This is a genomic window from Actinomyces bowdenii (assembly GCF_017592395.1).
In the GTDB taxonomy this organism is placed as follows: Bacteria; Actinomycetota; Actinomycetes; order Actinomycetales; family Actinomycetaceae; genus Actinomyces; species Actinomyces bowdenii.
In genome coordinates this window covers 114,972-133,162 of the sequence record NZ_JAGFOU010000003.1, presented here as the reverse complement: position 1 = coordinate 133,162, position 18,191 = coordinate 114,972, and the positions used below count along the sequence as shown (strand labels likewise).

Annotated in this window: 17 protein-coding genes; 5 read left to right on the top strand and 12 right to left on the bottom strand. The window is 73.5% G+C overall.

Annotated features, from left to right (window positions below; all coding sequences use genetic code 11):
• Nucleotides 1-63: 63 nt before the first annotated feature.
• The 3 genes from J5X07_RS12810 to J5X07_RS02415 form a co-directional block, all read right to left on the bottom strand.
• Nucleotides 64-345, bottom strand: a complete 282-nt coding sequence (locus tag J5X07_RS12810; RefSeq protein ID WP_341769382.1) for a YlxR family protein — start codon at nt 343-345, stop codon at nt 64-66.
• Nucleotides 346-449: 104 nt separating this feature from the next.
• Nucleotides 450-1,490 (bottom strand): transcription termination factor NusA, encoded by a 1,041-nt coding sequence (gene nusA / locus J5X07_RS02420; protein ID WP_208478542.1) that lies wholly within the window; start codon nt 1,488-1,490, stop codon nt 450-452.
• 103 nt (nt 1,491-1,593) lie between these two features.
• Entirely contained in the window at nt 1,594-2,067 is a 474-nt protein-coding gene (locus J5X07_RS02415; protein WP_208478541.1) for a ribosome maturation factor RimP, read from the bottom strand.
• 78 nt (nt 2,068-2,145) lie between these two features.
• Between J5X07_RS02415 and J5X07_RS02410 the strand changes: the two genes are divergently transcribed.
• Nucleotides 2,146-3,309, top strand: a complete 1,164-nt coding sequence (locus tag J5X07_RS02410) for a Tat pathway signal protein (RefSeq protein ID WP_208478540.1) — start codon at nt 2,146-2,148, stop codon at nt 3,307-3,309.
• Between the two features lie 87 nt (nt 3,310-3,396).
• Here the strand turns inward: J5X07_RS02410 and J5X07_RS02405 are convergent, their stop codons facing one another.
• Complete coding sequence (locus J5X07_RS02405) at nt 3,397-5,220, bottom strand: proline--tRNA ligase (RefSeq protein WP_208478539.1); 1,824 nt, start codon at nt 5,218-5,220, stop codon at nt 3,397-3,399.
• Nucleotides 5,221-5,554: 334 nt separating this feature from the next.
• Between J5X07_RS02405 and mvk the strand changes: the two genes are divergently transcribed.
• From mvk to fni, 4 genes are all read left to right on the top strand, one after another.
• On the top strand, nt 5,555-6,535 hold the full coding sequence (gene mvk / locus J5X07_RS02400) for a mevalonate kinase (protein WP_208478538.1): 981 nt from the start codon (nt 5,555-5,557) through the stop codon (nt 6,533-6,535).
• Complete coding sequence (gene mvaD / locus J5X07_RS02395) at nt 6,526-7,605, top strand: diphosphomevalonate decarboxylase (protein ID WP_208478537.1); 1,080 nt, start codon at nt 6,526-6,528, stop codon at nt 7,603-7,605. The genes mvk and mvaD overlap by 10 nt, the downstream gene beginning before the upstream one ends.
• Nucleotides 7,602-8,738 (top strand): phosphomevalonate kinase, encoded by a 1,137-nt coding sequence (locus J5X07_RS02390; RefSeq protein ID WP_208478536.1) that lies wholly within the window; start codon nt 7,602-7,604, stop codon nt 8,736-8,738. Before mvaD ends, J5X07_RS02390 begins: the two co-directional genes overlap by 4 nt.
• 104 nt (nt 8,739-8,842) lie before the next feature.
• Nucleotides 8,843-9,928 (top strand): type 2 isopentenyl-diphosphate Delta-isomerase, encoded by a 1,086-nt coding sequence (gene fni / locus J5X07_RS02385; protein WP_341769381.1) that lies wholly within the window; start codon nt 8,843-8,845, stop codon nt 9,926-9,928.
• A gap of 138 nt (nt 9,929-10,066) precedes the next feature.
• Here fni and J5X07_RS02380 read toward each other — a convergent pair whose 3' ends face one another.
• The 8 genes from J5X07_RS02380 to dxr all read right to left on the bottom strand — a co-directional run bounded on the left by J5X07_RS02380 (nt 10,067) and on the right by dxr (nt 18,178).
• Entirely contained in the window at nt 10,067-11,431 is a 1,365-nt protein-coding gene (locus J5X07_RS02380) for a tripartite tricarboxylate transporter permease (RefSeq protein WP_208478534.1), read from the bottom strand.
• Nucleotides 11,431-11,730: a hypothetical protein gene (locus tag J5X07_RS02375; RefSeq protein WP_124933328.1), complete on the bottom strand. Its 300-nt coding sequence runs from the start codon at nt 11,728-11,730 to the stop codon at nt 11,431-11,433. The genes J5X07_RS02380 and J5X07_RS02375 overlap by 1 nt, the downstream gene beginning before the upstream one ends.
• A 145-nt stretch (nt 11,731-11,875) precedes the next feature.
• On the bottom strand, nt 11,876-12,520 hold the full coding sequence (locus J5X07_RS02370; protein ID WP_208478533.1) for an STM3941 family protein: 645 nt from the start codon (nt 12,518-12,520) through the stop codon (nt 11,876-11,878).
• Between the two features lie 63 nt (nt 12,521-12,583).
• Entirely contained in the window at nt 12,584-13,546 is a 963-nt protein-coding gene (locus J5X07_RS02365; protein ID WP_124933326.1) for a GNAT family N-acetyltransferase, read from the bottom strand.
• A 38-nt stretch (nt 13,547-13,584) separates the two neighbouring features.
• A complete protein-coding gene (ispG, locus tag J5X07_RS02360; RefSeq protein WP_208478532.1) occupies nt 13,585-14,766 on the bottom strand; it encodes a flavodoxin-dependent (E)-4-hydroxy-3-methylbut-2-enyl-diphosphate synthase in 1,182 nt (393 codons plus the stop codon).
• Between the two features lie 233 nt (nt 14,767-14,999).
• A complete protein-coding gene (locus tag J5X07_RS02355) occupies nt 15,000-15,569 on the bottom strand; it encodes a hypothetical protein (RefSeq protein WP_208478531.1) in 570 nt (189 codons plus the stop codon).
• A 12-nt stretch (nt 15,570-15,581) separates the two neighbouring features.
• Nucleotides 15,582-16,904 (bottom strand): M50 family metallopeptidase, encoded by a 1,323-nt coding sequence (locus J5X07_RS02350; protein WP_124933323.1) that lies wholly within the window; start codon nt 16,902-16,904, stop codon nt 15,582-15,584.
• Nucleotides 16,901-18,178: a 1-deoxy-D-xylulose-5-phosphate reductoisomerase gene (dxr, locus tag J5X07_RS02345; protein ID WP_208478530.1), complete on the bottom strand. Its 1,278-nt coding sequence runs from the start codon at nt 18,176-18,178 to the stop codon at nt 16,901-16,903. Before dxr ends, J5X07_RS02350 begins: the two co-directional genes overlap by 4 nt.
• Nucleotides 18,179-18,191: the final 13 nt, after the last annotated feature.

Genomic DNA, 18,191 nt, shown 5'->3' with positions numbered 1-18,191 from the left:
CATCGCTGGGTACTCATCGGGTGCCCATCGGCTTCCTACCCGCCTTCGCAATCGATCAACCCCTCACCCGGCCGGGTGAGGGCTCTGCTCGAGCCATCGGCGCACCGGCGCCGCGTCAAGCGGCGCGCTGGTGCGCAGGGCCCGCCCGAGGGCGCGCCGTCGCTCAGCAAGGGAGAGGCATCCCGGATCCGGGTGGATCCAGGCGCCGCGCCCGGGCCTGGTGGCCCGGGCATCGACCTCGAGCACAGGGCCCGGGGCCAGGACCAGTCGCAGCAGCTGGGAGCGGGGAGCCTTCCCGCGGCAGCCCACACAGGTGCGCTCGGGCACGTGCAGGGGGCTTGCCACCGTTGAGGCGTCCTTCCGTGTCCTCAGCCGCATCCGCGGGAGCGCGCTGGCGCGACGACCCCGCTATGGTCCGCCCCGGAGTCTACCGCCCGCCACGGGCCGCATCACTCCGCCGTTTCTGAGGGACCTGTCACGTCGTCGGCCCGCGAGACGCGGCCGGGGGCGACCTCCCCGGTCTCGGCGTCGGCGTGGATGTCGATCTTCCAGCCGGTCAGGCGCGCGGCCAGGCGGGCGTTCTGCCCCTCCTTGCCAATGGCCAGGGAGAGCTGGAAGTCGGGGACGACGGCGCGGGCGGTGCGCTCCTCGGTGTCGATGACGCGCACCGAGGAGACCCGGGCCGGGGACAGGGCGTTGGCCACGAAGCGCGCCGGATCCTCGGAGTGGTCGACGATGTCGATCTTCTCCCCGCCCAGCTCGGTCATCACCGCGCGCACGCGCTGGCCCATGGGTCCGATGCAGGCGCCCTTGGCGTTGACCCCGCGCGTGCGGGCGCGCACGGCCATCTTGGTGCGATGGCCGGCCTCGCGGGCCACCGAGACGATCTCGACATCCCCGGAGGTGATCTCGGGGACCTCGCGCTCGAAGAGCTTGCGCACCAGCCCGGGGTGGGTGCGCGAGAGCACGATCTGGGCCCCCTTGAGGCCGCGCGAGACATCGGTGACGTAGGCGCGCACCCGGTCCCCGTGGCGGTAGCGCTCGCCGGGGACCTGCTCGTGCGGGGGCATGATGCCCTCGTGCTCCTCATCGAGGCGCACATGGACCACCCGGGGGTCGCGTCCCTGCTCCACCGTGCCGGAGATCAGCTCCCCGGTCTTGTCCTTGAAGGCCCCCAGGACCTCGAAGTCGCGCCGGTCCTGGATGCGCTGGACGATGACGGAGCGGGCGGTGGCCTGGGCGATGCGGCCGAAGTCGTCGGGGGTGTCGTCGAAGTACTCCCCGGTGGGCTGGTCGTCCTCGTCGACCTCCGGAGCCAGGACGCTCATGTGGCCGGTGCGCCGGTCGATCTCCACATGCGCGCCGCGGATGGCGCCGGGCACCTTGGAGTAGGCCCCCAGGATGGCGTCCTCGATGGCGGGCAGGAGGTTGTCCAGGTCGATTCCCAGCTCGTCGGCGGCGCCTCTGAGCTCCGGCATATTGATATCCATGGGTGGTCCTCTCTGGTCCTGTCCTCCGCGGAGGCGGCCCTGCGGTCACATGTGGTCGTGCGGGTACCGGTGGGTACGTGGGTGGTGGTGGCCGGGTCCCGGCTCACGGGCCGGAGATCACCATCCGGGCCTGGCGGATCCGCTCCAGGGGCAGGGTCCTGGGGCCGGCGTCGGTCTGGAGGGTCAGGCCCTGGTCATCAGCGGCGGAGATGGTGCCGCTGAGCTCCTCCTCACCCGTGGTCACCCGGGCCCCGTGCCCGACGGCGCGGCGGAAGTGCCGCGCCGTGCGCAGCTCGCGCTCGGCCCCGGGGGTGGAGACCTCCAGGGTGTACTGGCCTTTGACCGGATCGGCCTCATCCAGGGCCTGGGAGACGGCGGCGGTGGCCTCGCCCAGGCGGTCCAGATCCAGATCCCCGGGCCCGTCGGGCAGGTCGACGACGACCCGCACCACCGAGTACCTCCCGGCCCGGGTGGTCTCGATCCGCTCCAGGAAGAGGCCGGCGCCGCCGACCACGGGCTCCAGGAGCTCGGTCAGGCGCCCGGCGAGCGCGTCGGGCCTATCCGCCTTCTCCGGCATGGTGGGGGCTCCTCCCCTCTGGCCCCTGGGGGCGTGGTCAGGTCGGGAACATGCTACCTGCCATGGGAGGATCGGAGCGTGATGACCCTCAGCCCTCCCCCGCCGCGCCCCGGGGCTCCCGGCTCCCCGGCCCACCGCCTCCCGGGGCCGGGCCCTGCCCCGAGCCCCCTGATCCCCGACCTGCCGCCCTCGGCCGGCGCGCACCGTGCGGAGCGCGTTCAACGTGGCCGGCCCGCCGCTCTCCTGCGCGCAGCGGGGGCGGTGGCCCTGGCCGCGGCGCTGGTGGCCAGCGGCGGGTGCGGCCTGCGCCTGGGAGAGGGCTCGCCCGCCTCCCTGGAGACGGCGCCCCAGGCCGAGGCGGTGCGCGACTCCCTGGCTCGCCAGGCCGTGCTCATCTCCTCCACGGCGGAGGTGCTCGCCTCCGGCGGCCAGGGCCCCGGCGCCGTGCCCGCGCAGCTGCAGGCCGATGCGCAGAACCAGGCCCAGGTCCTCGGTGGCGTGTGGGAGCCGTGGGCGACGGCGGTGCCCACCACCTACCCCACGGCGACGCCGATCGCGACCGCGGCGCAGGACGCCACCGGGGAGGATCTGCGCGCCGCCCTGGAGCAGGGCGCGAGCATGGCGCGAGAGGCGGCCCTGTCGGCGGGCTCGGCCCAGGAGGCCCAGCTCTACACCGCTCTGGCGGTGTCCTGGGGCGCCTACCTCGATGAGGTCTCCCCCGGTGCGCTCCAGGGCGCGCCGCGCAGCGGGCAGGGGCGGGACCAGCAGCCCTCGCCGAGCCCGGCCACGGCCGGGGCGTCGTCGGCACCTGCGGCGGGGGCCTCGTCAGGACCGGGCGGGACGGCGCTGGGCGGCCCGCTGCTCGCGCTCTACGACGCCGCCCGCTACGCCTGCGAGCAGGCCGGGGCGCGCGCCGAGGACGAGGGCGTGCGCGAGCAGGCCATGGAGGATGCGCGCACGGCCACGATCGTGGTCAACGCCTCGATCGCCGCGGGTGGCCAGGACACGCGGCTGGCGGCCTACGCCCCGCCGGAGCCGGCGGCCCAGGCGGATGGCGACCCGGATGGCGCCTGGGCGGGAGCGTCCTGGTCGGATGTGGCGGCTGCGGAGGCGCAGCAGGTGGCCCAGACCCAGGCCTCAACGCCTGCGCGCCAGGCCGCCGTCGACGCGGCCATCGATGCCGGGCTGCGCGCCGCCGACTGGGGCGCCCAGCTCCCGGCCCTGCCCGGCTACACCGCCTAGCCTCCCCACCTTCGACAATTTGCATGAGATCGGCCTTTTCCAGGCCTGGAGAAGTACGATCTCATGCAAATTGTCGAAAGGAAGGGGTTAGGAGGCCAGGGCGGCGCGCACGAGGGCGGCGACCTCCTGGGCGGCCTCACCGGCCGGCACGCTGCGGCGCTCGCCACTGCGGCGGTCGCGGATCTCCACGGTTCCCTGCTTGGCCAGGTCCCGGCCCACCACCAGGGTGTAGGGGAGCCCCAGCAGCTCGGAGTCGGCGAACTTCACCCCGGCGCTGACCCTGCGGCGGTCGTCGTAGAGGACCTCCACGCCCTGGGCGTCCAGGGCGGCGGCGATCCCCTCCGCGGTGGAGAAGACCTCCTCGTCCTTGCCGGTGGCCAGCACCTGGACGTGGTAGGGGGCCACGGCGATGGGCCAGGCCAGGCCGTGCTCATCGTGGTTGGCCTCGGCCAGGGCGGCCATGACGCGGCTGACGCCCACGCCGTAGGAGCCCATGGTCACCACCCGGGCCTTGCCGTTCTCGTCGAGCACGCTCAGCCCCAGGGCCCGGGAGTACTTGCGCCCCAGGGCGAAGATGTGGCCCACCTCGATGCCGCGGGCCAGGCTCAGGGGGCCCGAGCCGTCGGGGGCGGGGTCGCCCTCGTGGATGGCCGCGGCCTCGATGGTGCCGTCCGCGGCGAAGTCCCGGCCCATGACCAGGTCCAGGACGTGCTTCTTGTCGGCATTGGCCCCGGTGACCCAGCTGGTGCCCTCCACGATGCGCGGGTCCACCAGGTAGCGCACGGAGCCGGTCAGGCGCTCGGTGCCCTCCTCATCGACCTCGACCCGGCGCAGCGGCGAGTTGGGGCCGATGGCCTCGGGGCCGATGTAGCCGGGCACGAGCTCGGGGTGGCCCGTGAAGTCCTCCTCCGTGGCCATCTCCACCTCGGCGGGGGCCACGGCGGCCTCCAGGCGCTTCATGTCGACCTCCCTGTCCCCCGGCACGCCGACGACGAGCAGCTCGCGCCGCCCACCGGGGTGGGTGAGGACCACCACGACGTTCTTCAGGGTGTCGGCCGCCGTCCAGGCGCGGCCGTCGGAGCGCGGGTAGGCCTGGTTGCACAGGGCCACGAGGGTCTCGATGGTGGGGGTGTCGGGGGTGTCGACGACGCGGGCCGGCCCCACTCCCGAGGCGTCCACCGGCTCGGGGACCACGGTGGTGACGGCCTCGGCGTTGGCGGCGTACCCGCCCTCGGAGCGCACGAAGGTGTCCTCGCCGATGGGCGAGGGGTGGAGGAACTCCTCGGAGTGGGAGCCGCCCATGGCACCGGCCATGGCGTTGACGATGACGTAGTCCAGGCCCAGGCGCGTGAAGAGCCGCTCGTAGGCGTCGCGGTGCTTGCGGTAGGAGGCCTCCAGGGCCTGGTCGTCGATGTCGAAGGAGTAGGAGTCCTTCATGACGAACTCCCGGCCGCGGATGATGCCGGCGCGGGGACGGGCCTCGTCGCGGTACTTGGTCTGGATCTGGTAGACGATGGCGGGCAGGTCCTTGTACGAGGAGTACATGTCCTTGACCGCCAGGGTGAACATCTCCTCGTGGGTGGGTGCCAGGAGGTAGTCGCCCCCCTTGCGGTCCTTCAGGGTGAACAGCGTGGGGCCGTAGTCCTCCCAGCGGCCGGAGGCCTGGTAGGGCTCGGCGGGCAGCAGGCCCGGGAAGTGCACCTCCTGGCCGCCGATGGCGTCCATCTCCTCGCGCACGATGGCCTCGATCTTGCGCAGTGTGCGCAGGCCCAGGGGCAGCCAGGTGTAGATGCCGGGGGCGGCCCGGCGCACGTAGCAGGCGCGCACGAGGAGCTTGTGACTGGCGACCTCGGCGTCGGCCGGGTCCTCGCGCAGGGTGCGGATGAAGGCGGTGGAGAGTCTGTGCAGCACGGGCACATGCTACGTGCTGCGGCTCGGCCCCTGGCAACCGGCAACCCGTGAGCCAGCGGAGGACCGCCGCGCCACGGCCCCGATGTCCGATGGGAGGATCTGATGCGATCCTGCTGCATCAAGGCATCATGCAGTGCCCTCGCATCATGCGCACCACCTCCGACCAGGCGCTGGCTGCGCGCTTCCCCGACGTCGTCGACCTGGTGGGCGATCCGGTCGGGCGGGGCGGGGGCCTCGGGCGGGTGATCGACACCTGATTGCCGCGCAGGTGAGGGGGCATCTATTCTCTCCCAGAGCATGACCGCCCCATGGGCCCCAGGCAAGGAACAAAGACATGGACAGCCACTCCTCCCCCGGCCGCGAGGGGCGTGGTCGCACCTGGGCCAAGGCCATCCTCCTGGGCGAGCACTCGGTGGTCTACGGGCACCCCGCGATCGCCGTGCCGCTGCACGACCTGCGGATGCGCGCCACCGCCACCCCCATCACCGGCCCCTCGATGCTGCACAGCCTGGGCTACAGCGGCCCTCTGGCCTCCAGCCCCCGGGGCTTCGCCTGCGTGGCCCGGGCCTTCGAGGCGGCGCGCGAGTTCGCGGGGCGAATGGACCAGTCCTTCGCCATCACCACCCGATCGGACTTCCCCCACGAGCGCGGGATGGGCTCCTCGGCGGCCGCCTCGGGCGCGATCATCCGCGCCGTGCTGGATGCCTGCGGGCGCCGGGCCAGCAGTGAGGAGCTCTTCGCCCTGACCCAGATGGCCGAGCAGGTGGCCCACGGCAGGCCCTCGGGGCTGGATGCGGCGGCCACCTGCGCGCCGGGCCCCATCCGCTTCCAGGGCGGGCGGATGACCCCGCTGAGCCAGCGCATCGAGGGCGCCTGCCTGATCATCGCCGACTCCGGCGTCCACGGCTCGACCCGCCAGGCGGTCGAGGGCCTGCGGGCCCGCTACGAGCAGGATGCCGAGGGCATCGGCGCGCTCATCGACCGCCTCGGGGAGCTGGCGACGATGGCGGTCACGGCCCTCGATGAGGGCGATGCGCCGGCCCTGGGGGCGGCCATGGACCGGGCCCACACGATCCTGGCCGAGCTCGAGCTGGGCCTGCCGGTCCTGGACCGGCTCACGGCGGCCGCCCGCGGGGCCGGCGCCCTGGGCGCCAAGCTCACCGGCGGGGGCCTGGGCGGCTGCATCATCGCCCTGGCCGACGATCCGGGCACGGCCGAGCGCATCAGCTCGGCCCTGCGGCAGGCGGGCGCCGCCACCACATGGATCCATCGGATGCGCACCAGTGAGACGGGGGAGGCCGGGCCATGGCACTGACGCCCGAGGCGCCGACGGCGACAGCCAGCGCCAACACCAACATCGCCCTCATCAAGTACTGGGGCAAGGCCGATGAGTCACTGACCATCCCCACCACCTCCAGCCTGTCCCTGACCCTGGCCGGCACCCGGACCACCACCACCGTCTCCTTCGACGGCGGGCAACAGGGCCGCGACGCGGTGACCATCAACGGCGCCGTGCCCGGCCAGGGCGCCCTGGGCCGGGTGACCCGCTTCCTGGACCTGGTGCGCAGCCGCTCGGGCCTGAGCCGGGCCGCCACGGTGTCCTCCTCCTCCACCGTGCCGCTGGCCGCGGGCCTGGCCAGCTCGGCCGCGGGCTTCGCGGCCCTGGCCGCCGCGGCCTCGCGGGCCGCCGGCCTGGAGCTCGATGAGCGGGCCCTGTCGCGCCTGGCCCGGCGCGGCTCCGGGTCGGCCTCGCGCTCGGTCTTCGGGGGCCTGGTGCTGTGGCGGGCCGGCAGCGACGACGAGTCCTCCTACGCCGAGCCCGTCGAGGCCGCCGGCCTGGCCTGCGGAGCCGGTGGCGAGTCGGATGGCGGGACCGTCGCGGCCCGCAGCGAGCCGGACCTGGCCATGGTGGTGGTCGTGCTCAGCGACAGGAGCAAGTCCATCGGCTCCACGCAGGCCATGCGCCGCACCATGGCCACCTCCCCCCTCTACCCCTCCTGGGTCCGGGCCAGCGCCCAGGACCTGGGCGAGGCCCTGGCGGCGGTGCGCCGCGGGGACGTCCAGGGCCTCGGGGAGGTGGTGGAGGCCAATGCCCTGGGCATGCACGCCACCATGCTGGCCAGCAGGCCAGCCGTCATCTACTGGATGCCGCGCACCGTGGAGGCGCTCCACACGGTGCGGGCCCTGCGCGAGGAGGGAATGCCCGCCTGGGCCACCATCGACGCCGGGGCCAATGTCAAGGTCCTGACGCCGGGGGTAGGCGCCGAGCAGGTCGCCCGGGCCCTGGGCGAGCGCCTGCCCGGGGCCCGGGTCTCCGTCCACCGCCCGGGCGCGGGAGTGCGCCTCGAGCCGGCCGCCCCGCCAGCCGGGCGGGCCGCGCGGTGAGCCGCCCCGAGGTCCCCCGGGCCTCCTCCAGCGCCCCGGGCAAGCTCTACATCGCGGGCGAGTACGCCGTCGTCGAGCCGGGCCATCAGGCCATACTGGTGGCTGTGGACCGCTTCATCACGGTGAGCATCACCGCAGCCCAGCAGGTGGGCCGGATCCGCTCGGCCCTCCACGGGGGGCGGGCGCTGGCCTGGCACCGCCGCCAGGACGGCGCGGCGCAGGTCGAGGGGCGGGGCGCGGACTACGTGATCAGCGCGATCCGCGTGGTGGAGGAGCTCGTGCGCGAGCGCGGTGGCCGACTGCGGATCTTCGACCTGGAGGTCGTCAGCGAGCTGGTCGATGGCGGCAGCGGGCGCAAGCTCGGCCTGGGCTCCTCCTCGGCGGTGACCGTGGCCACTGTCCGGGCCGTGGCCCGCCTCTACGGGCTGGGGCTCGATGACATGGAGGTCTACCGCCTGGCGCTGATGGCCTCCGACGACGTCGAGCCGATCGGCTCGGGCGGGGATATCGCCGCCAGCGCCTTCACCGGCTGGGTGGCCTACTCCTCCCCCGACCGCGGCTGGCTGCGCCGGGAGCGCCGGCGCCGCAGCACCGGCGGACTGCTGGCCGCGCACTGGCCCTGCCTGAGCATCCGCCGGCTGGAGCCCCCGGGCCTGTGCCTGCAGGTGGGCTGGACCGGCGCCCCGGCCTCCTCCCCCCGCCTGGTGGCCGGGGTGCGGGGCCGGGTGGCCCGCGACGCGCGCTACGCGGCCTTCCTCACCGCCAGCCAGGACTGCGTCAGCGCCCTGGTGCGGGCGGTGGGGCAGGGCGACCATGAGGGGATCGGCGCGCAGATCCGGCGCAACCGGGGGCTGCTGGCCGACCTGGGCCGCGCCAGCGGCATCACCATCGAGACCCCGGGCCTGCGGCGCCTGGTGGAGATCGCCCAGGATCACGGGGCGGCGGCCAAGAGCTCGGGCGCCGGCGGTGGGGACTGCGGCATCGCCCTGTGCCCGCCGGGCACCGACACCGGCGCGATGCGCGCGCGCTGGCGGGCCGGGGGCATCGAGCCCCTGGACCTGGCGGTCCACTGCCATGATGGGGGCAGCAGGGGCGCTCACCCCGGCGACGGCGATCGGAGGGATGTGGGATGAGCTCACGTGGTCCAGGACCCGGCCGGCCCCGGGGCGGCTCACTGCCGGGCGGCGAACGGGTCGGGGACGCGCCCCCCGGGGGCCCGGCGCAGCAGGAGGGACCGGTGCGCGCGGCCCGCAAGGACGAGCATGTGGAGCTGGCCCTGCGCCTGCACGGCCAGGACCGGCCCAATGCCTTCGATGACCTGGCCTTCATGCACCACGCCCTGGCGGGCACGGCCACCGCGCAGGTGGATACCAGCACCACGGTGTGCGGCGCCCGCTGGGAGCTGCCCTTCTACATCAATGCCATGACCGGTGGCACTCCGGCCACCACGCGCATCAACGCCGACCTGGCCGGGGCCGCCGCCGAGTCGGGCGTGGCGATCGCCTGCGGATCGCAGCACGTCGCTCTGACCGACCCCGAGCGCGCCGAGGGCTTCCGCATCATCCGCCGCCAGGCCCCGCGCGCCTTCATCCTGGCCAATGCGGGGCCCGCGCTGGCCCCCGACCAGGCGGTGCGCGCGGTGGAGATGCTGGAGGCCGACGCCCTGCAGATCCATCTCAATGCGGCCCAGGAGATCGTCATGCCCGAGGGCGACCGGGACTTCCGGGATTGGCCGCGGCGGATCGCGGCGATCGTCGAGGCCGTGCCCGTGCCGGTGATCGTCAAGGAGGTGGGCTTCGGGCTCTCGGCGCGCACCCTGGACGCCCTGACCCGGCTGGGTGTGGCCGGCGCGGATGTGGCCGGCAGCGGCGGCACCGATTTCATCGCGATCGAGAATGAGCGCCGCCCCGAGCGCGGCTACTCCTACCTCTCGGGCTGGGGGCAGTCGGCCGCCCTGTGCCTGCTGGAGGCAATGCACGGCTCCAGGAGCCGCCCGGGCGGCAAGGCCGCTCGGCCGGGGCTGGAGCTCCTGGCCTCGGGGGGCGTGCGCCACCCCCTCGACGTCGTGCGCGCCCTGGCCCTGGGCGCTCGCGCAGTGGGGGCCTCGGGGCACTTCCTGCGCACCCTGACCGGTGGGGGCCCCGAGGCGCTGCGCCGCGAGCTGGATGCCTGGGGCGAGCACCTGCGCTCGATCATGGCCCTGCTGGGGTCCGACGACGTCGAGGCCCTGACCCGCACCGACCTGCTGGTCACGGGTCGCACCGCCGAGCAGGCGCGCCTGCTGGGCATCGATCTGGGGGCCCTGGCCCACCGCTCGGCCTGAGCGGCGGGCTCCGAGCGCGCCGCTGCCCCGCCGTCGGCCCCGCCCGGCGATGAGGCCCCGCCATCCGGACGCGCCGCCGGCCCGCCACCGAGGGGATCGGTGGCGGGCCGGCGGGATGAGCAGCGGCTCAGGCCCCCCTCAGGCCAGGGCGCTGAGCCAGGTGACGATGCCCGGGGCGGCGTAGAGCGTCATGAACTGCACTCCGTAGCCCACCCCGAGGCGGTTGAGCGAGCCGCAGACCACGCCGATGAGCAGCACCCCGAAGATGTTGGGGATACCGGCGTCCAGGTAGGCCAGCAGCAGGATGAAGGCCGTGAACAGGCCCAGGACCGCCTCATGGGGGATGCGCCGCATGACGAAGGCGGTGATGTGGGAGGACCATCGCACCGCGATGACGTAGGTGATGGCCACCGAGATGAGCGCCCCCACGGTGACAGGGATGATGGCTCCCCCCAGTCCCAGCAGGTGGTGCAGGTTGCGCTCCTCGGTGTAGACCTCTCCGGCGCTGAACAGCGGGCCGGCGGGCCCGGCCGAGACCCCGGAGATGGGGATGCCCAGGGCCACCAGCGGGATGATGGCGCCGGCCAGGTAGGTCGAGTGGGTCAGGGAGCTCATCACCGTCACGGCCCGCTGGGCGCGGCGCACGCGGTCCTCCTTGATGCGCGCGGCCGAGGCCTCCCCCAGCAGGAAGGTCAGGCCCACGGGGCTGAGCACGAACAGGGGTGTGGACAGTGCCGCCATGGCCGCGCTCCACAGGCCCTCGGAGCGGGTGATGAGATCGCCCGGCAGGAGGCGCTGGGGGCCGAAGCCGGAGCGCGAGAGCCGGGAGACCGTCCGGCTGCCGTGGGGCAGGGCGGCGCGGCGCTTGGCGTTGAGCAGCTCCAGGAGGGTCAGGAGCATGGGGCCCACGGTGATGCCCAGGAAGAAGGAGATGCTCACCTTGGCGCCGGCCGGGATGATGCCGGTGGACTCGTAGAGCACGGGAAGGCCCCGGAAGAGCAGTGCCATGGGGATGATGGACAGCAGCGAGAGGATCCGGTTGCCACCCAGGAGGGCCAGGAGAACAGCACCGGCGGCCAGGACGATGGGTGCCTGGTCCTTGATGGGCTGGGCGATGGGTGCCAGCAGGAAGGCCAGGGCGAAGCTCAGCGGGATGGAGATGAGGGTGCCGATGGTCGATCCCACGGCCATCTTGCGGATGGTCTGGGAGGCCAGGCCCTCCTGGCGCAGCAGGATGGAGTGCTCCATGAGCGGGGCCGACATCACCCCGCCCGGCAGCCCCACCAGGGCGGTGGGGATGCCGTTCATGAGGTTGAGGGTGACCACGGCGGAGATGAAGAAGGCGAGCACCACCTCGGGCGGGGCGCCGGCCAGGATGATCGCCAGGGTGACGGGGGCCAGCACACTGGTCTCGTCGGTTCCCGGGATGAAGCCGATGAAGGTGTAGAGGACCACGGCGCCGAGCACCGCGGCGAGCATGAGGTAGATAAGCTCCAGGGTCATCATGCGCTCCCCTCGGCCGTCTCCAGGCGGCCCGGCTCCTGGTCCTCATCGACGATGATGACCTCGCGCTTGGGGGTCACCAGGAGGCAGTTGATGGCGAAGCCGACCACGGAGGCCCCCAGGCCCCAGAAGAGCGGGACACCCCCTGCCCGCGAGGAGATGAGGACGGCGGCCACGGCGCAGGCGGCTGATACGGCCAGGCAGATGATGAGGTCCCTGGGCGAGACGAGGTCGTTCCAGACCTCGATATTGTTCTGACGCTCCGTGCTGTCGGAGCCTGTCTGGGCAGATTCGTGCACGTTCGGCGATCGTAGGCCAGTGGCCACCGGGGCACTAGATGCTGTTCACCATAGGTTTGCTGACGCGCCGTTGCTCTGGGCCCGGCCAACCAGGCGAGCCCCTGCCGGCTCCCCCTCGCCGCCTCCCCGGGGATGGGCGCAGGGCTCAGGCCGTCGGCGCAGCTCGCCACCCCAGTCGCTCCAAGTAGCCATTGGGGTCCGACACCTCCCAGGTGCCCGGCTGCGGGCCGGGCACGGGACCGGCCGCCATGGGCAGGTCGGGGCGCCGCAGGCGCCGCTGCTCCACCAGCAGGGCGGCCAGCTCGACACCCGTCATCGCAATGGAGTCCACCCCGATCTGCCCCGGCGCGTACCCCAGGCCCGCATTGGCCTTGCTGAACATCCGCTTGATGCCGCGCAGGCGGCTCCAGGGCCAGGCGGGATCGGCGAAGACGATGAGAACGGAGCTGACCCGCGCCCCGGTGCTGCGATCCTCATTGGGCAGGAAGCCCACCGCCTGCTCCCAGGGGATGAAGCCGAGGGAGTTCAACCAGCTGGAGTCATTCACCCCCCGATCGTCGATGACCAGGGCCGGGCACTGGATGAGCCTGAACCAGGTCAGGGTGAAGAAGCCGAAGACCACGGCGCCCAGGAGTCCTGCCAGGAGTGTGATCCAGCCCTGGGTATCGCCGGCCTGCACCCGCTGAATCCCCAGGAGCAGGACCCAGAGGCACGCGGCGGAGAGCAGGAGGCAGGCCGCGGTCCTCCAGATGACCTTCATCCCCGAGCGCTTGATGATCTGCGGTTCCATAGATCGATCATGCCATGCACGGTCCCCCGGCACCGGCGTTCCGCCCGTGAGGTGCCACTGGTCCTACAGCAGGATGGTGGCGAAGGTGCCCACCTGGTGGAAGCCCACCGAGCGGTAGAGGGCCAGGGCGGCGTCGTTGAAGTCGTTGACGTAGAGGCTCACGATGCCGCGCCCGCCCAGGTGGTCGCGCCGCACGGCGTCGACGGCGGCGGCCAGGGCCACGGCGCCCACTCCCCTGCCGCGCAGGTCGGGGCGGGTCCACACCCCGGTGATCTGGGCGACGGCGCCGCTGGGGGCCTGCCACAGGGCCCCGACGTCGGCCTTGAAGGCGACCTGGGCGCCGGGCCCCCGAGCGGGGTGAGCCGCGCCGTCGTCCATGACCACATAGCTGCGCCGGGAGGAGATGAGCCAATCGACATGGCGGGCGTAGGAGGGGCCGGTCTCGGTGGGGTCGTAGCCGAGCTCGCCGGTGAACATGGCGATGGAGGCCGCCAGGACCTGCTCATCCTCGCCGGCGGCCGCAGGGCGCAGGCCCCTGCCCACCCACTCCAAGCGGGGGCGGCGGCGCAGCTGCTCGGCCAGGAGCCCCTGGCCGCCGGGCCCGTGGTCGGCGCACAGCAGGGGCTGGTTCCAGCGCTCCTCCCGGGCCGCGGCGCCCATGCCCTCGAGGCGCCGCCACAGTGGGGCCACATCCTGCACGGGCCCCATGATGGAGCCGCGGCGGGTCAGCCGGGGACGGCAGTGCTCGGCCAGGGCCATGACCTCGGCCCGGCTCATCCCGGGCAGGTGGTTCCGCGCCGCCAGGCCGAAGGGCATGACGCCGCTGGTGGTCCAGGCCGCCGCCCGGGGCCGGGCCAGGTCGCCCACGGCCACCAGGTCGCCCCGGCCCCAGCGCCCCCAGCGCAGCATCTGGTGGGCCAGGGGCACCGCGCCCACCGGATCGGCCGAGCACAGGCCCAGCAGCCCGGGGAGCCGCTCGGGGCCCACGGGGATGACCTGTGCCCGACGGCGCCTCAGCAGTGTCATGCTCGACCGGCCGGCCCGCTGCGGGGCAGCTCCACGGCTCAGCCCGCCGCCGAGACCATGGGCGAGGTTCCCGCCAGGGCGTCCTCGCCGAGCTCCTCGGCCATCTGGGCGGCCATGTCCTGGGCGTGGCGCAGGAGGGTCTCGACGACCTGGTCCTCGGGGACCGTCTCCACGACCTTGCCCCGCACGAAGATCTGGCCCTTGCCGTTGCCCGAGGCGCAGCCCAGGTCCGCCTCACGGGCCTCGCCCGGGCCGTTGACCACGCATCCCATGACGGCCACGCGCAGGGGCGCGGTGATGTCCTTGAGGCCCTCCTCCACCTGGTCGGCCAGCGTCCACACATCCACCTGGGCCCGCCCGCAGGAGGGGCAGGAGACGATCTCGAGCTGGCGCTCGCGCAGGCCCATGAACTCCAGGAGCTTGGTGCCGACCTTGACCTCCTCCACCGGCGGGGCGGACAGGGAGACGCGGATGGTGTCGCCGATGCCCTGGGACAGCAGGGTGCCGAAGGCGGCGCAGGACTTGATAGTGCCCTGGAAGGCGGGGCCGGCCTCGGTCACGCCCAGGTGCAGGGGCCAGCTGCCGGCCTCGGACAGCAGCTGGTAGGCCTGGACCATGGTGACTACGTCGTGGTGCTTGACGGAGATCTTGAAGTCGTGGAAGTCGTTCTCCTCGAACAGCCCGGCCTCCCAGGTGGCGGACTCCACGAGGGCCTCGGGGGTGGCCTTGCCGTGCTTCTTGAGCAGGCGCGGGTCCAGGCTGCCGGCGTTGACGCCGATGCGCAGGCTCACGCCGTGGTCGGAGGCGGCCTTGCAGATCTCGGCGACCTGGTCGTCGAACTTGCGGATATTGCCGGGGTTGACGCGCACCGCACCGCAGCCGGCCTCGATGGCGGCGAAGACGTACTTGGGGTTGAAGTGGATGTCGGCGATGACGGGGATGCGGGACTGCTTGGCGATGATCGGCAGGGCGGCGGCGTCCTTGTCCGTGGGGCAGGCCACGCGCACGATGTCGCAGCCCGCGGCGGTCAGCTCGGCGATCTGCTGGAGGGTGGCGCCGATGTCGTGGGTCTTGGTGGTGGTCATCGACTGCACGGTGATGGGGGCATCGCCCCCCACCTCCAGGGAGCCCACCTGGATCTTACGGGTGGGGCGGCGCGGGGCCAGGACGGGGGCCTGGGCGCGCACGGTGGGGATGCCAAGAGCGATCGCGTCAGTCACGCGCCCCAGTATGGCATCAGGGCGGTGGGGTCATCGCGCCGCCGGGCACCGGGGCGCTGTGGCATCGGTCCCCCGCCGGCCGCCTGCCGCGGCGGCGCCTGCGTTCTCGCCCTCCAGGACGCGGATTCGCCGCCCAAGACGCAGTTCAGCCCCGCCTTGCAGGGCGAATCCGCGTCCTGGAGGTCCATTCTGCGGGCGACGCCGGGATCGGCCGCACCGCCCGCGACTGAGGGTCATTGGAGCGGGGTGGATTCCGACTGGTCGTCGGCAGGGGTCTGGGCGCTGAACAGGGCCACCGCCCCGGCCGCGATGCCCACAGCCATGAGGATCTGGGAGATGGTGAGGGCCACCATGAGATCCACGCCCACCGCGGTGAGCGCCGAGTCCACGACTCCCTGATCATCGTCGTCAGGCGGGATGAGCGGCAGCAGGAAGAAGCAGACGAGGAAGACCAGGTAGCCCCAGGCCATCGCAGGGGACATCCGCTTGGTCGCCCTGCGGCGGTTGGCCCACGCCGACAGCCCCCAGATGAGGAGCTGGCCCACGATGATCATCGGCAGGAAGAAGATGATGTAGAAGATGGAGTGCCAGCCGGGGATGCCGGCGCGCACCGAGAAGGTCCACAAGGGCAGCAGGAGCACCATGGGGCCCTGGAGGAGGTACAGGGCTCCCCCGAGCCTGTGGGTTCGCTCGGCCCAGGACGGCCTGCGGCCCTGGCCCTCCCCGCTGCCCTCCTCCGGCCGGCCGAGCGGGACCGGAGGAGCGGCCTCAGGATTGGTCGCGTCATCAGGCATATCAGGCATAGCGGTCCCTCCTCACAGGGGCGCGACGATATCGACCCACACCAGGATGAGCGCCATGACGATGAGCAGGCCGAAGACCACCTGGCCCACGGGGATGAGCCGGGCGGTGTCCACCGGGCCGGGGTCGGGGCGGCCCTTGACCCGGGCGATGGCGCGGCGCAGGCCCTCCCAGCAGGCCCCGGCCACATGCCCCCCGTCCAGGGGCAGCAGGGGGATGAGGTTGAAGGCGAACAGCGCCAGGTTGAGCCCGCCCAGGAGGCCGAGCATGGAGAAGACGCGCACGGAGAAGGCGAGCGTGCCCTGCCCGGCCTCCGCACTGGAGGCCTGGCCGGCCACGCGCCCCAGGCCCACCAGCCCGATGAGGCCCTCCGCGTTGCGCTCCTCCAGCCCCAGGCCCGCCGCGACGGCGTGGTAGAGGCCCACGGGAAGGGTGGCGATGGCCTTGAGGGTGCCGCCCACGGCCTGGCCCACGACGGCGGGCACCTGGGAGGCGGGCAGGCGCTGGGTGCCGATGACGGGGCTGACGCCCACGAAGGGCCGCTTCTCGGTGACCACCGCGCCCGAGGCGTCGGTGACCGGCGTGCCCTGGTCATCGCGGACGGGGCGCTCGACCTCCACCGCGGTGACGCTCACGCGCTGGAGGCGCCCGTCGCGCTCGATGTCGACCGGCACGGGCTGAGTGCCGCCATCGGCGATGGCCTGCTGGACCTGGGCCCAGGTGGTCACCGGGGTGCCGTTCCAGGCGCGGATGGTGTCCCCCGCCCTCAGGCCCGCCTGCGCGGCCGGTGAGGCCGGGTCCTGCTCGGAGCACTCGGCCCCGGCCCGGGCCGTCACGCAGGGCGCGACAGTGGACAGGGTGGAGGTGCGGGCCGGTGGGCCCACGACGGCGAAGGCGATGGTCAGGAGCACGACCCCCAGGACCAGGTTGGTCAGGATCCCCCCGGCCATGACCACGAGCTTGCGCGGAACGCTGAGCCGGTAGAAGGCGCGGTGCTCCTGGCCGGGCTCGATCTCGGCCAGCGCCTCGGCGCGGGCCTGGCCCACCGTTCCCAGCTCGCCGTTCCTGCTCCGCTTGTCGGGCCGGTCGGGGTCCGCCGGGGGGAGCATGCCCACGAGCTTGACGTAGCCCCCCAGCCAGATGGCCTTGATGCCGTACTCGGTCTCCCCGCGCCTGATCGACCAGACCCTGGGGCCGAAGCCGATGAAGTACTCGGGCACCTTCACCCCGAAGCGCTTGGCAGGGATCATGTGCCCCAGCTCGTGCAGGGCCACGGACAGGCCGATGCCGATGATGAGGACGACGACGCCCAGGGCGTAGGCCAGGGTCTGGGTCATGGGGCTCCTTGCGTGCGGGTGCGGGCGATGAACTCCTCGGCGCGGGCGCGCGCCCACTGCTCGGCCTCCAGGACCTCCTCCAGGCCGGGGGCGGCCAGGCCCTCGTGCTCCTGGAGGACCCGGGCGCTGATGTCGACGATGTCCAGCCACTCCAGGCCGCCGGCCAGGAAGGCGGCCACGGCCTGCTCGTTGGCGGCGTTGAGCACCGCGGGGTGGGTGGCCGAGGCCGCCACGGCGTGGCGGGCCAGGGCCACGGCGGGGAAGGCCTCGTCGTCGAGGGGCTCGAAGTCCCAGGCCAGTGGCGCGCTCCAATCGTTGGGGGCCACGAGACCGGACAGGTCGGGGCGCTGGGGCCAGGTCAGGCCCAGGGCGATGGGCAGGCGCATATCGGGCGGGGAGGCCTGGGCGATGGTGGCCCCGTCGCGGAACTCCACCATGGAGTGGATGACGGACTGGGGGTGGACGACGACCTCGATATCGGCGGGGTCGACATCGAAGAGCAGGTGGGCCTCGATGAGCTCCAGCCCCTTGTTGATGAGGGTGGAGGAGTTGATGGTGACCACCGGCCCCATCGCCCAGGTGGGGTGGGCCAGGGCCGCATCGGCGCCCACGCCCACCAGCTCCTGGCGGCTGCGGCCGCGGAAGGGCCCCCCGGAGGCGGTCAGGATGAGGCGGCGCACCTCGCTGCGGCCCGAGAGCACCGGGCTGGTCAGGCCCTTCTCGTGGCGCCCGCTGGCCAGGGCCTGGGCGATGGCGGAGTGCTCGGAGTCCACCGGGACCACCTGGCCCGGGCGCCTGAGGGCGGCGCGCACCAGGGCCCCGCCCACGACGAGGGACTCCTTGTTGGCCAGGGCCAGGCGGGCGCCGCTGCGCAGGGCGGCCAGGGTGGGGCCCAGCCCCACTGATCCGGTGATGCCGTTGAGGACGGTGTCGCCCTCGCCCAGGGCGGCGGCCTCGATGACCTGGGTGGCGGCGCGCGGGCCGACGAGGGCGGTGGTGACCGGGTCGGGGCGCCCCAGGCGCTGGGATGCGGCGGCCAGGGCCCGGCGCAGGCCCGCCTCCACCGCCCCGGCACTCTCATCCGGGGCGCTGACGGCCACCAGGGGGACGCCGAGGCGCACGGCCTGCTCGGCCAGGAGCTCCAGGCGGCCGCTCCCGGCGGCCAGGGCGGCCGGGGCCGGGGCCCGGTCGCCCAGGCGGGCGAGGACCTCCAAGGCCTGGGTGCCGATGGAGCCGGTGGAGCCCAGCAGGACCAGGCGCCCAGGATCCTTCATGTGGTGGGGGGCC

Bases quoted from the DNA above. Each gene is read 5' to 3' on its own strand.
- mvaD (WP_208478537.1), top strand. From the start codon at position 6,526: ATGGCACTGACGCCCGAGGCGCCGACGGCGACAGCCAGCGCCAACACC.
- mvk (WP_208478538.1), top strand. From the start codon at position 5,555: ATGGACAGCCACTCCTCCCCCGGCCGCGAGGGGCGTGGTCGCACCTGG.
- J5X07_RS02365 (WP_124933326.1), bottom strand. From the start codon at position 13,546: ATGACACTGCTGAGGCGCCGTCGGGCACAGGTCATCCCCGTGGGCCCC.
- nusA (WP_208478542.1), bottom strand. From the start codon at position 1,490: ATGGATATCAATATGCCGGAGCTCAGAGGCGCCGCCGACGAGCTGGGA.
- J5X07_RS02370 (WP_208478533.1), bottom strand. From the start codon at position 12,520: ATGGAACCGCAGATCATCAAGCGCTCGGGGATGAAGGTCATCTGGAGG.
- dxr (WP_208478530.1), bottom strand. From the start codon at position 18,178: ATGAAGGATCCTGGGCGCCTGGTCCTGCTGGGCTCCACCGGCTCCATC.
- J5X07_RS02380 (WP_208478534.1), bottom strand. From the start codon at position 11,431: ATGACCCTGGAGCTTATCTACCTCATGCTCGCCGCGGTGCTCGGCGCC.
- J5X07_RS02355 (WP_208478531.1), bottom strand. From the start codon at position 15,569: ATGCCTGATATGCCTGATGACGCGACCAATCCTGAGGCCGCTCCTCCG.
- J5X07_RS02350 (WP_124933323.1), bottom strand. From the start codon at position 16,904: ATGACCCAGACCCTGGCCTACGCCCTGGGCGTCGTCGTCCTCATCATC.
- J5X07_RS02415 (WP_208478541.1), bottom strand. From the start codon at position 2,067: ATGCCGGAGAAGGCGGATAGGCCCGACGCGCTCGCCGGGCGCCTGACC.